Source organism: Nisaea nitritireducens (genome assembly GCF_014904795.1).
Lineage (GTDB): Bacteria > Pseudomonadota > Alphaproteobacteria > Thalassobaculales > Thalassobaculaceae > Nisaea > Nisaea nitritireducens.
In genome coordinates this window covers 17,116-30,373 of the sequence record NZ_JACZFS010000002.1, presented here as the reverse complement: position 1 = coordinate 30,373, position 13,258 = coordinate 17,116, and the positions used below count along the sequence as shown (strand labels likewise).

The following is a 13,258-nucleotide window of genomic DNA, read 5'->3' as shown; positions in this document are numbered from 1 at the left end:
TCGCATCCTCCCCTTATGATTGACTGGCAGCTTACCCCCATGACGGCAGGGCTCCCACGGTCTGCACTTGCCGGAAACGAAGAAGGCCCCGGTGCATGCGCGCCGGGGCCTTCTTCTTTGGATATCCGGGTGGAGCCCGGTCAGGCTTCCGCTTTTAGCAACTCCGCCGCCTTGTTCCGCCGCATTGCAACGACCTGTTGCAGCAGAACCGGTACGGCGAACACGGCAGCGTAGATGTCACTGCTCTCCCCCGGGGCCACCAGCAGGATACCCGCCAGGGCCATAGCCGCACGGGCGATCCCCGGCATCGGGGCAAGGAAGTAAGCCGCGACGGAGGTTGCAAGCATGAAGACACCAACCGCGCAGGTGATCGAGGTCACCAGGAACGCTTCCAGGGTGAAATGCGTGTCGATCACGATCAGCATGGCCGGGGAGTAGACGAACACCATCGGCACCAGCAGTTTGGCGATACCGAGCGTGAAGGCCGAGACACCTGTCCGGAACGGGTTGGCGCCCGCGATCCCTGCCGCCGCATAGGCCGAAGCACAGACCGGCGGTGTGATCTCGGAAATGACCCCGTAATAGAGCACGAACAGATGTGATGCGAGCGGCGGCACACCCAGATTGCCGAGCGCCGGCTGAGCAACCGTGGCAAGCATGATGTAGAGCGCCGTGGTCGGCAGCCCCGCGCCCATCAGGATACAGGTGACGGCAATCAAAATCAGCGAGATCAACAGGGTTACGCCGTCTTCGGTGAAGGTGGCAAGCGGGAACCAGTCGATCAAGGGCAGGATTCCCTCAGCGATCTCGCGGGCACTGTTCGCGACCATGAAGCCGAGCCGGAAACCGAGACCGGTGGAGTTGACGACCCCGACGATTATCCCGATAGCGGCGCAGACGGCGCCCACCGCGAGCGCATATTTAACGCCCAGGACCGCCGCATCGAAAATGTCCCGGAAGCCGATCCTGTGCATCGGATTGAGCAGGCCTACTGCCAGGGCTGTGGTAATTCCCCAGAAGGCCGCCATATTCGGCGAATAGCCGCTGAACAGCACATAGATCAATACCGCGAGGGGCAGAACTGTCGGCCAGCCCCGGCGCAGGACTCTGAAGAGGTTCGGAATTTCCTCGGCCGGCATGCCCTTGAGACCAAGACGCTTGGCCTGGAAATGCACGATCGAGAGCACGCCGATATAATGCATCATCGCCGGCACGATCGCCGCTACGACCACGGTCGTGTAAGGCACTTCGAGAAACTCGGCCATGACGAAGGCCGCGGCCCCCATGATCGGCGGTGTAATCTGGCCGCCGGCACTGGACGCAGCCTCGACACCGCCCGCCAGATGCCCCGGATATCCCATCCGCTTCATGTTCGGAATGGTTAGCGAGCCGGTCGAGACCGTGTTCGCGATCGAGGAGCCTGAGATGGTGCCGAAGAAAGCGGAGGACACCACGCTGACCTTGGCTAACCCGCCTGTATAGCGGCCCGCCATCACGGCAGCGATGTCGACGAAAAACTGTCCGAGCCCCATGCGCTGGGCAAGCACGCCGAACAGTACGAAATGGAAAACGACGGTCGACACGATCCATAAGGTCACGCCAAAGATGCCTTCGGCCGGGAAGTACATGTTGTTGATGTACTGGGCCCAGGAAATGCCGGGATGCATTAGGATCTGCAACGGCATGTAGGGGCCGAAGATAGCGTAGGCGGTGAAGATGCCAATGATGATCGGAACGACCATGCCCAAAGTCCTGCGCACGGCCTCAAGCAGAACGATGATCAGCGCCGTGCCGAAGACAATGTCGATGTCCGCCGGATCCCCCTGGCGCATGACCTGTTCGACGAGATGCAACTTCATGCCGAATACTTCGATGTCCACGCCATACCAGGTCACCCCGATATAGAGCGAGCAAGCGATGCCCACGGCGATAAAGAGCCAGTCCCACAGAGGCACTGTGCCCGGCCGCCACCAGGCAGGCGCCTGGATTGTCATAAGGCGGTTGGATTTGATGATCGGATAGCAGATGAAAACCAGCAGGATGACCCCGGACATGTGGAAACCCATGTGCCAGTAGTCGATCGGTGTCCCGAACCCTGCGGTGAAATAGTGATATCCCGCGAAGAAAATCGAAAATAGGTAAATGAACCACTCCATGAGTGGCGTTTGCGTCCGTGTCTGCAGACCGGAATCGTATTTGCGCTCAAGCTCTTCGGCGGTTTTGACGTCGAATTCGGCCATGCTCTGTCCGGACTTTCAGTGATTCTGATAAATGGAAAAAAGAAAAACGGAGACAGGGCGATCCGCGCCTGTCTCCGCTAACGGTCCTTATTTGATAAGGCCGACTTCCTTGTAGAACTTCTCCGCGCCCGGATGGACCGGGATCAGGACGCCCTTGAGGGCGGTTTCAAGCACGATCTGCTTGCCCTTGGCATGGCCCTTGTCGAGTAGCTTGCGGGTGTTCTTGTTCCACAGAGCCTTGGTGATCTCGTACACCAGCTCTTCGGGCTGATTGGCGCCGGTGATCAGCTGGCCGCTGACGGCAACGGTCGGCACATCGTAGGTGATGTTCTGGTAGGTACCGGCCGGGATCAGGGACTCGACATAATAAGGGATGATCGAGTTGATCTCTTTGCGCTCTTCCTCGGAGAAGGTGTAGAGCTCGAAGCCCTTGGTCGAGCCAAGCTGGATCAGCGCCGCGAACGGGGTGCCGCCTGCATAGAAGAAGGCATCGATCTGACCGTCGGCCAGACGCTGGGTGCTCTGGCCCAGGTTCAGTTCAAGCTCGTCAGCCTTGATATCGTAGTGCTTGAGGATCATCCGCACGGAAACCTGGGTTCCCGAACCGGCAGCCGCGACACCGACCTTCTTGCCAGCCAGATCTTTCAGGCTGCCCAGCTTTGTGCCTTTCGGCAGCACAAGGTGCATGTCTTCCGGATAGAGATTGGCGATCATCCGGATCTTGTCTTTTTTGGCGCCGACAAACTTGCCTTCGCCGTTAAAGCCCTGGGTCACGCTCTGGGCGCCGGCAAGACCGGCATCAAGCTGGCCTGCATCGATGGCGTTCACATTGGCAACGGACGCATTGGTCGAAACCGCAATGGCGACCAGGCCCGGGACGCCGCAGCTTCCGCCCTTGTCGCAGGGCCGCGAGCCTGGCGGGTTGGAAATCGCGTTCGCGATCAGGCCACCGATCGGATAGTAGGTGCCACCGGCGCCACCGGTGCCGATCCGCCAGAACTTCATGTCTTGGGCGTAGGACGGAGCGATAATGCCCGCAATCCCTACGATGGCGATAAAGGCGGCGACAAACGCCCTAATTCGAAACTTCATTATTTATTCTCCACTTCGCGCAAGACAGAGCACCCCCCTGGTGCAAAACGTCGCGAAGCGTGCCCGCTGATATATTGCGGCGCAATAAATTCTTAATGAATTGGAGTGATTTCACCCGATTTTCGCGATAATCAATCCAGAGTAACCCGCGAGGGAAAGCGAAAACATAGCCACCGGAGACATTCCCCCACCGGACTGGATCATAAATTGAAAAAGCCCCGCAGCATGATCTGCGGCGGGGCCCGTATCAGGTGTCAGAGAGACGTACGATCAAGCGAGATCGAAGCGGCCCGCATTCATGACCTTGGTCCAGGCGGCGACGAAGTCCTTCACGAACTTCTCCTTGTTGTCGTCCTGGGCATAGACCTCGGCATAGGAACGAAGGATCGAGTTGGAGCCGAAGACGAGATCCATACGGGTCGCCGTCCACTTCACCGCGCCGGTCTTCCGGTCCTGTATCTCGTATGTGCTCTTGCTGGCCGGGACCCACTTGTTGGCCATGTCGCAGAGGTTGACGAAGAAGTCGGTCGTCAGGGCGCCTTCCTTGGCGCTGAACACACCGTGCTTGGTGCCGCCATGGTTGGTGCCGATCATCCGCATTCCGCCGACGAGGCAGGTCATTTCCGGCGCGGTCAGGCCCATGAGCTGCGTGCGGTCGAGCATCAGCTCTTCCGGGCTCACCACATAGTCCTGCTTCTGCCAGTTGCGCATACCGTCCGCGAGCGGCTCCATGGAGTCGAAGGAGTCGGCATCCGTCATCTCGGCAGACGCGTCTCCACGGCCCGGCGCAAACGGTACCGGAACGTTGAAGCCGGCGGCCTTGATCGCTTGCTCGACACCGACATTGCCGGCCAGGACAATCACGTCGGCGAGGCTAGCGCCCGCTTCCTTCGCGATTGGCTCAAGCACGGAGAGCACCTTCTCGAGGCGCTTCGGCTCATTGCCTTCCCAATCCTTCTGCGGTGCCAGGCGGATACGGGCACCGTCGGTGCCGCCCCGCATGTCGGAACCGCGATAGGTCCGGGCGCTGTCCCAAGCGGTGGAGACCATCTCTCCCATGGAGAGGCCGCTGGCAGCAATCTTCGCCTTGACCGCATCCACGTCGTAGCTCTTCGATCCTTCCGGAACCGGATCCATCCAGATCAGCTCTTCGGACGGCACGTCCGGGCCGAAATAGCGGACCTTCGGGCCCATGTCGCGGTGGGTCAGCTTGAACCAGGCACGGGCGAAGCAATCGGAGAAGTAGTCGAAGTCATTGAAGAACTTCTCGGAAATCTTCCGATATTCCGGGTCCATCTTCATCGCCATGTCGGCGTCGGTCATCATCGGCATCTTGCGCACCGACGGGTCGGACGCGTCGACCGGCATGTCCTCTTCCTTGATGTCGATCGGCTCCCACTGGTTGGCGCCGGCCGGGCTCTTCGTCAGCTTCCACTCGTAGTTCAGCAACAGGTGCAGGTAGCCGTTGTCCCACTTGGTCGGGTTGGCGGTCCAGGCGCCCTCGATACCGCTGGTGATGGCCATGTTGGCCTTTGCGGTACCGGCCGGGTTGGTCCAGCCGAAGCCCTGCTCCTCAAGATCGGCTGCTTCCGGTTCCGCGCCGAGGGCCCCGGCATCACCGGCGCCGTGCGCCTTGCCGACGGTGTGGCCGCCAACGGTGAGAGCGACGGTTTCCTCGTCATTCATCGCCATACGGGCGAAGGTCTCACGGACCTGGCCGGCGGTCTTCAGCGGATCAGGCTTGCCGTTGACGCCTTCCGGGTTCACGTAGATCAAGCCCATCTGCACGGCCGCCAGCGGGTTTTCCATGGTCGCCGGATTTTCGACGCTGCCGTAGCGGGTGTCGCTCGGGGCCAGCCATTCCTTCTCGGCGCCCCAGTACACGTCCTTTTCCGGATGCCAGATATCCTCGCGACCGAAACCGAAGCCGAAGGTCTTCAGACCCATGGATTCGTAGGCGATGGTCCCGGCGAGAATGTAGAGATCGCCCCAGCTGACCTTGTTGCCGTACTTCTTCTTGATCGGCCACAACAGGCGGCGTGCCTTGTCCAGGCTCGCATTGTCCGGCCAGGAGTTCAGCGGCGCGAAACGGATGTTGCCGGTACCGGCACCGCCGCGGCCGTCGGCCAGGCGATAGGAGCCGGCAGAGTGCCATGCGAGACGGATCATAAGGCCGCCATAGTGACCCCAATCGGCCGGCCACCAGTCCTGGCTCTCCGTCATCAGCGCGTGCATGTCTTTCTTCAGCGCCGCGATATCGAGCTTCTTCAGCTCTTCACGATAATCGAAGTCCTTGCCGAGCGGGTTGGACTTGGTGTCGTGCTGATGGAGGATGTCCAGGTTCAGCGCCTTCGGCCACCACTCGGTCGGAGACATCTTCGCCTCGGTGTTACCACCATGCATCACCGGGCATTTGTTCATCTCATTCATCGTAGACCCTCCCATCTGGTCCGAGGCATTGCTCAAGGGGGAAACCGTGAGCGCGAATTATAATCATTCTAAAATGACTCAATTCCAGCCAAGCGCAAGAGGGATGATTCAGATTTCTGGAATTATTCTAATCGAAGAGGCCCTGCCCCGTTTTCGAAGATGGAAACCGCACCCGCACGCGTCCCCAGAAAGCCGCATCCTGGAGAAGCTGCAGAATCATGTCAGATGGTTGAAAGACCGAGAGGTCAGACGTTATCCGGCCGTCGACTATCAATGCAATTTGCAGAAATACGCTGGCCGGCAGGTCACAATTGAACTGCCGGCCAGTGATATCCGTTACTGTCGCGGGTCCCGGCCATAAAGGTCGAAGCAGCGCTACTCAGTGTCAGGCGCTGAACAGAATCAGACGCATGTAGCGTTCTGTCTCTCTGAGCCGGCCTTTCCTAGAATGTCGCCCGGACCTTGAGCAGGAAACTACGGCCCTGTTCGAGCAGAGGCTGCACATTTGTGAAGTCCTGGCCGTAGGTCGCCCGGTCGGAATAGGTTTCGTCGAACAGATTGTTCGCCTCAAGCCTGACCAGGAGATACTGCGCGAAGTCCGGCTGGTACTCGCCGAAAAGGCTCACGACCTCATAGGCTCCGAGTGCCTGACCGCCCGCATCTTCCGTATCCGAATTCTCCAGTGCCATATCGACTGCACCGCCGACGCGGACACCGGCAGCTTCAAACAGGTGCGCGGCCTCAAGCGAGATGATCTGCCCCAATGGCGCGCCCAGATACTGGGTCGCGTCGGAACTCGCCGGATTGCCGTCGACCTCGATCTCGCTGTCCGTATAGCTCACACGGACAAACCCCGGCCCCCAGCTATAGCCGGCTGACAGGTTATATCCCTTGGTTTCGAAATCTGTCGTCAGACTCGGTCCGCCGCGATAGGTCGGATCACGGGCATCAGAGAAGTCACTGTGGAAAACTCCGGCCCCGAATGTGAAGCCTTCATGGGTAATGTCGAACCCGGCCGTGACGTTCTCGGCACGCACGGGATCGATGCCTCCATCATAATTCCAGCCCGGGTTCATGATGAAGTTCTCGGCGAGCGAGATTCCGCCCCAGACCGACGAGTATCCCCCGCGCACTGTCAGAAAGTCGGTCGCGTCATAAGCCGCTGAGACATTGCCGCTGAGGCCGCCATTATCGAGTTCGGTGCCGTCCAGGCCCTCGAACCATTGCTTGTCGGCCCGGGCACCAAAGGAAACCCGCAGCGCCTCCATCGGTGTCAGCCGAGCCTGGGCATAGGCACCCAAATTGCGCGCCTGCTCGTCCATCTGGTCGGAGGGGTCTTCATACTTCGCCTTGTCGTCATAGAAATCGACGCCGACCGTGACCGTGTTACCCGCTCCGAAATTCAGATCGTTCTCAAACGAGCCTGAGAGACTGCCGGTTTCACCTTCACTGCCCTAAGGAACGGGGACGCCGAGGGTCGTCACGCCATATCCGAGCACAAAGGTCGGGTCCCAGAAGCCGTCCGCATCAGGTGTGCTGTAGCTCAGCCGATAGTTTTGGCGCTCCAGGTCATAGATCCGCTCGGCCGGCTCGTTCCGGTTCGTCAGCCTGCCGATATTGGCCCGATAAGGCCGATTTGCATCGTCATGGACCCTCTCACCGGAAATCTCGATCCGGTGCCCCGACTGGGATTCATAGGCGCCCTTGGCAAGGAGCGTGCGCAGTGACGTGCCGGAGCCCGGCACTTCATCGCCGTCCCCGCCATCATAATTATCGCCCTCGCCCCACTTGAAGTATCCCAGAGCCTCGAAACCGCCGGAGCGACCGTAGACCGAGTTGTCATTGATAAAGGTCTCGCCATTCGTATCGTAGCTGACCGATGCGAAACCTCCGACATCCTGACCGGGTGCGAGCATATCCGCCGCATCAACCGTCTCATAGATGATAGCCCCGCCAAGTGCGCCTGGACCCGCATCCGCTGCGGCGACACCAGGTTCGATGCGGACGGCCTTGAGCAGGCTCGGATCGATCAGGTTGGTGCCGTTGTGGTGGAAGACCTTGTTGTTCTGCCGGGCGCCGTCGATCGACACCGCCAGATTGGTTTCCTCGATACCGTTCACATAGACCTTCTGGCTCAGCGGGATAGCCCCGCCGACGGAAACGGAAGATTCGCCGGCGAACACATCCCGGATATTGGCCGGGTTGCGGCGTTCCAGATCCTGCCGTGTGACATAGAGCGAGTTCTCGCGGTCGGCGGCGCCTGCATGGCGGTCCGAGCCGGAGCGGCCTACAACCACGACCGGATCAAGCGCGACCCCGGTATCTCCACTCTGCACCCCCAGAATGACGATACCGCCACCCTGCATCTGAAACCGGAGACCCGTCCCGTCGAGCAGACGCGTCATTGCCTCGGCGACCGGCAGCGCGCCGGAGACACCTTGCGTGCTCACCCCGTGCACGAGATCGCTGTTGGAGGAAACCTGCATACCGCTCTGCCGACCGAATGCTGTCAGGGCGCTGGCAAGATCCTGCGAAGAAATGTTGAACTGGTGTACCGCCATGCCGGCCTGCGTACTGCCCTGCTGGCTGGTCTGGGCCTGGGCAATACCCTGCCCGCCGATCGACAGGCCGAACGTTAGTCCCAACGCCGCCAGCAACACTGCCTTTTGATGAATATTCGAACTTTCGGCCGTCATTCTTCCCCCGGTATTTCCGGCGCGCCAAACCCGGCAGCGCCTGCAATTGCGACTAAGTCGCATCTAAGCATCACATGTATGACTGGGGAGTGGGCGGTATGTTCAAAAATAATTTCGGGCGTCGGGAAAACGGCCTCTCGGCTTCAGCTTTCCGATATTACGACGATCCAAGGAGACAGCCGCGTCAGAACCGCATCCTGTGAAGCCGCGATGAGCTCCAGCGCGGCAACCGGATCCGACAGGCTATAGATCCCGGTGAGGTGCCGGGCCGGAAGAGTGGCGCCGCGCAACAGGACCAGACCGCCATAGTAACGCCGCAGGTCATCGACCACATCGGCCACGGAACGATCCTGTGCAACCAGATAGCCATCAATCCATGGAGCCACCTGATCAGGCGTCAGCCGGGACCGAGCCATTGAGCCATCGGCCGATACCGTCGCCCGGTCACCGGCGTGCAAATCCGCCAACGACGGATCGGAGAAAGCTTTCGGCGCGACCCTGACATGCCCTTCACGCACCGTGACAACATCCTTTCCGCGCACCTCGGCAAGCTCGAATGCGGTCCCCACGACCCGGGCTTCAGCGATCTCCATCCCGGCCAGAAACGGATGCCTGGTGTCCGGCGCAACTTCCAGGAACGCGATCCCGCGCAACAGCTCCAACCGGCGTTCAGCGCCAGACAGATCGACCGTGATCGCGCTTTCCGGCGCAAGTCGGACGATGCTGCCATCGGCAAGCTCGATCTTTCGAAGTTCCGCCGTTCCGGTCGTGAAATCCGCGCGCAGGCCGAGCAAGAGATCCGGGGCCATCAGCAGCGCCACGACACATGCCGCCAATGCCGTAACCGCGACCACGGCCCGGCGACCCAGACGGAAGCCCTGACGGGAGCGGCTCGCAACGCTCGACGTCATCCTGACGACATCCGCGCCAGAGACACCGGCCTGGCCATCGTCTTCCGTTCCAGAGTGCGGCGAAACGAAACGCGGCGAGACCATTCCCATTTCGCGATAGGTACTGACAGCGTCCGCCCATTCGGAGGGGTGCCGCTCGTCCATTGCCAGCCAATCGGAAAATTCCGCCTCTAGCGCCTGATCGCCTGGCCCGTCGAGCAAGGCAACAAGCCATTCGCTTGCCCCCCATTCTCGCTGTCTATTTTCCATTATCAGGCTCTCTCATGCGCGCATTGCCGCTCTCCGCGCCTAGAACTCTGCTTTGGCCATTTCGCATAGACGCGGGTCTCATATTTCTAGACGCCATGCTGGCCCACATGTTCAAAACTCATTATTTCGGCCAGCCCGCTGACGGCAATGGTCAATCGCCTGGGCAATCAGTAAATGCGCGAGACCAACGGAGATACCCAGTTCAAGAGCGACCTCCCGGAAGGAATATCCCTCCAGACGATGCAACTCGAAAGCCAGGCGTGTCCGGTCCGGCAATTCGGCTATAGCGTTTGAGACGTGCAGCAACTCCTGCCGGGCACTGGCTTCAGCTTCCGGAGAGAGCGAACTGTCGCGCACGCCCTCAAGCAATCCGAGAGCATGCGAAAGCAGATGCTTCTTCTCCAGATCGCGGACCTTGGCTCGCTTGAAGTCCAGACAAAGGTTTCTGACAATCCGGTAGAAATATGCGAGTGGCTCGTCAATCGCGTGTTCCGCATTCCGTGACGAATAGCGCAGGTAAGCCTCCTGCACGACGTCCTCCGCCTGCGTTCGGTCCCCCAATATGCGGCCGGCATAGGTAACAAGGTCACCGCGATGCGCTGCATAAAGCCGTTCAAGATTATTCTGGGCCGCCAACAGACACCATCCGGATGGGAAATCGCTTCATCCGCAAACTGCCTCGTTCCGGATCGCCCGGTTTTTGCGAATGATTCCTAATAGCACTTCGTGCCAGGAATTCGCAAGACGTGTGCTGCCTATATACCGGGCCGCTCACCAATCCCCGGAACGGGGCCGTAGCTGCGCGGTGCGCCCATAAAGATCGCCGCCGGGGCTGGATAGGAGACTGGCCCCTCCGGCGTATCGACGGTAATCCGGCGCAAATGCGGGTGGGAAGACAGGGCGCCTGTATCGTTCACCCTGGCAAAGGCAATGGCCGCGCCGTCGAGCATTGCTTCCAGCGCAGCAGCGTCGTTTGCAGCGAAAGTGCGGGCCACAAGACCATCCGTCTCCGGCCGGTTCTGTACCCGGACAACATTGATTGCAAAGCGCTCATCCGTGATAGCGCTCTCATCGCCGAGAACATGACGGCACAGGCTGGCCCATTCCCTATCGCTCTGGATCGATATCAGAAGGGATACGCCGTCCCGCGTCTCGAACACGCCATAAGGCGCGATGGATGGATGCCGGAGCCCCATCCGTTTCGGGGTCTTGCCGCCCTCGTGATTAAGAAGCGGTACGGTCATCCAGTCGGCCATCACGTCGAACATCGAGATCCGGATGTCCGCGCCCTCACCGCTGACCGAACGGGCAATGACAGCTTCCAGAATAGCCGCGTGGGCGGTCTGGCCGGTTGCGATATCCACGATGGATACGCCGACCCGTGCCGGCTCCTCCGCCCCGCCCGTGATAGAGCACAGTCCGGATTCAGCCTGGATCAGCAGATCGTAGGCCTTGCGCGCGGCAAGCGGCCCCTCGTCCCCGTAACCACTGATCGAGAGGGTGATCAGGCACGGATAGGTGCGGCGCAGCTCCTCAATCGGAAAACCGAGCCGGGTCAGCGCACCCGGCTTCAGATTTTGGACCAGAATATCCGCTTGAGCGACCAATTCCCGGAATTCGGCCTTGCCCTCGTCCGAGGCAAGGTTGAGCACCACAGACTCCTTGCCGCGATTGAGCCAGACGAAATAGCTGCTCTGCCCCTTCGCCACGTCATCGTAGCCTCGGGCGAAATCGCCCTCCGGCCGCTCGATCTTGATCACCCGGGCGCCCGCATCGGCAAGGCGCGCGGTACAGAACGGCGCGGCCACGGCCTGCTCAAGCGCAAGAACAGTCAGCCCTTCAAGAGGAAGTCGCATATTCAGTTCCTCAGAACGACCGGGGCATGCCGAGCACGTGCTCGGCGACATAGCTCAGGATCAGGTTGGTCGAGATCGGAGCCACTTGATACAGCCGGGTTTCGCGGAACTTGCGCTCGACGTCATATTCGCAGGCGAAGCCGAAGCCGCCATGGAACTGGATGCAGGCATTGGCCGCTTCCCAGGAGGCTTTCGCCGCGAGGTACTTCGCCATGTTGGCCTGCGCACCGCAAGGCTCGTGCGCGTCGAACAGCTTGCAGGCCTCGTAGCGCATCAGGTTGGCGGCCTCGATCTCGATATGGGCCTCGGCAATCGGGAACTGCACGCCCTGGTTCTGGCCGATGGGGCGACCGAAGACGATCCGCTCCTTCACGTACTCGGTCACCTTGTCGATGAACCAGTAGCCGTCACCGATGCATTCGGCCGCAATCAGCGTGCGCTCGGCATTGAGGCCGTCGAGGATGTATTTGAACCCCTTGCCCTCTTCTCCGATCAGGTTCTCGACCGGGATTTCCAGATTGTCGAAGAACAGCTCGTTGGTCTCGTGGTTCACCATGTTCGGGATCGGTTGCACGGACATGCCGTTGCCGATGGCCTCACGCAAATCGACGATGAAGATCGACATGCCCTCGGACTTTTTCTTCACATCCTCAAGCGGCGTGGTCCGGGCCAAGAGGATCATCAGGTCCGAATGCTGGATGCGGGAGATCCAGACCTTCTGACCGTTGATGACATAGCGGTCGCCCTTGCGCTCCGCCTTGGTCTTGATCTTGGTCGTGTCTGTGCCGGTCGTCGGCTCGGTCACGCCCATGGACTGCAGACGCAGCTCGCCGCTGGCGATCTTCGGCAGGTAGAGCTGCTTCTGTGCGTCGGAGCCGTGCCGCAGCAAGGTGCCCATATTGTACATCTGGCCGTGGCAGGCGCCGGAATTGCCGCCGGACCGGTTGATCTCCTCCATGATGACGGAGGCTTCTGTCAGGCCGAGGCCGGAGCCGCCGAACTCTTCAGGGATCAGCGCGGCCATCCAGCCCGCCTTGGTCAAGGCATCGACAAACTCTTCGGGATAGCCGCGCTTCTCGTCGATCCCGCGATGATATTCCGGCGGAAAGTCGGCGCAGAGAGCCTGCACGGCTTCACGGATATCGTTGTAGTCGTTGGCAGACATAATTCTCTCCAGTGGGGCGGTTTGTTGCCCGGCAGATCAAATGGTCGAGAGGCCGAGGGCAGCCCGGAAGCGGTTCTTCACATGCACGCCATCACGCGGCGGCAGGGCGCGCGGAAGGTTCTCGGCGGCGATCTTGATCGCGGCGAAGGACGTACCGCTCTGTGACTGCATGCGGGTGCGCAGATCGCTCACGCCGTCCATATCCGTCACAATGCGGGTCCAGGGGAAATTCGCCGCCTCGGCGAAGCGGGCAAGTTCGATATCCCGGCCCGTGTGGCTGGTCTGCATCCCCGTCTCGCCATAATGCCCGTTATCGAGCACGGCAATAGTCAGGTTCGGTGGCAGCTTCTGGCCGATGGAAGCAAGCGCGCCCAGCCCCATCAGCATCTCTCCGTCACCGGTCAGCACCAGAACAGGTTTCTCGCGCTGGGTCATGGCAAGACCGAAGCCGACCGTCGCGGCGCTGCCCATGGCGGCCCAGAGGTAGTAATTGAGGTCATGGTCACCGGCGGCCATGGCATCGTAGCTGGGTGAGCCGAGCCCGGTGACAACCAGAAGGTCGCCCCGGTCTTCAAGAAGTTTCGCCGTGACGGCGCGGCGGTCGAGAGATCCGGTCATG

Annotated in this window: 9 protein-coding genes and 1 pseudogene; all 10 read right to left on the bottom strand. The window is 60.5% G+C overall.

The window, feature by feature from the left end; translation table 11 throughout:
- Positions 1-140 precede the first annotated feature (140 nt).
- Entirely contained in the window at positions 141-2,240 is a 2,100-nt protein-coding gene (locus tag IG629_RS00235; RefSeq protein ID WP_036552990.1) for a TRAP transporter permease, read from the bottom strand.
- Positions 2,241-2,327: 87 nt separating this feature from the next.
- A complete protein-coding gene (locus IG629_RS00230; RefSeq protein ID WP_028464355.1) occupies positions 2,328-3,332 on the bottom strand; it encodes a TAXI family TRAP transporter solute-binding subunit in 1,005 nt (334 codons plus the stop codon).
- A gap of 270 nt (positions 3,333-3,602) precedes the next feature.
- On the bottom strand, positions 3,603-5,762 hold the full coding sequence (gene katG, locus IG629_RS00225) for a catalase/peroxidase HPI (RefSeq protein WP_226886336.1): 2,160 nt from the start codon (positions 5,760-5,762) through the stop codon (positions 3,603-3,605).
- A gap of 443 nt (positions 5,763-6,205) precedes the next feature.
- Positions 6,206-7,186: pseudogene (locus IG629_RS22545) on the bottom strand (TonB-dependent receptor domain-containing protein); the annotation flags it as partial.
- A 30-nt stretch (positions 7,187-7,216) separates the two neighbouring features.
- Positions 7,217-8,458: a TonB-dependent receptor gene (locus tag IG629_RS22540; RefSeq protein WP_226886335.1), complete on the bottom strand. Its 1,242-nt coding sequence runs from the start codon at positions 8,456-8,458 to the stop codon at positions 7,217-7,219.
- Positions 8,459-8,601: 143 nt separating this feature from the next.
- Entirely contained in the window at positions 8,602-9,618 is a 1,017-nt protein-coding gene (locus IG629_RS00215; protein ID WP_193169988.1) for a FecR family protein, read from the bottom strand.
- Between the two features lie 111 nt (positions 9,619-9,729).
- Positions 9,730-10,254, bottom strand: a complete 525-nt coding sequence (locus IG629_RS00210; RefSeq protein WP_193169987.1) for a sigma-70 family RNA polymerase sigma factor — start codon at positions 10,252-10,254, stop codon at positions 9,730-9,732.
- A 119-nt stretch (positions 10,255-10,373) separates the two neighbouring features.
- Positions 10,374-11,474 carry a CaiB/BaiF CoA transferase family protein gene (locus IG629_RS00205; RefSeq protein ID WP_193169986.1) on the bottom strand — a complete coding sequence of 367 codons (1,101 nt, stop codon included), beginning with the start codon at positions 11,472-11,474 and terminating at the stop codon, positions 10,374-10,376.
- 10 nt (positions 11,475-11,484) lie between these two features.
- A complete protein-coding gene (locus tag IG629_RS00200; RefSeq protein WP_193169985.1) occupies positions 11,485-12,639 on the bottom strand; it encodes an acyl-CoA dehydrogenase family protein in 1,155 nt (384 codons plus the stop codon).
- A gap of 36 nt (positions 12,640-12,675) precedes the next feature.
- Entirely contained in the window at positions 12,676-13,257 is a 582-nt protein-coding gene (locus tag IG629_RS00195; RefSeq protein WP_226886334.1) for a thiamine pyrophosphate-dependent enzyme, read from the bottom strand.
- Between the last annotated feature and the right edge of the window lies 1 nt (position 13,258).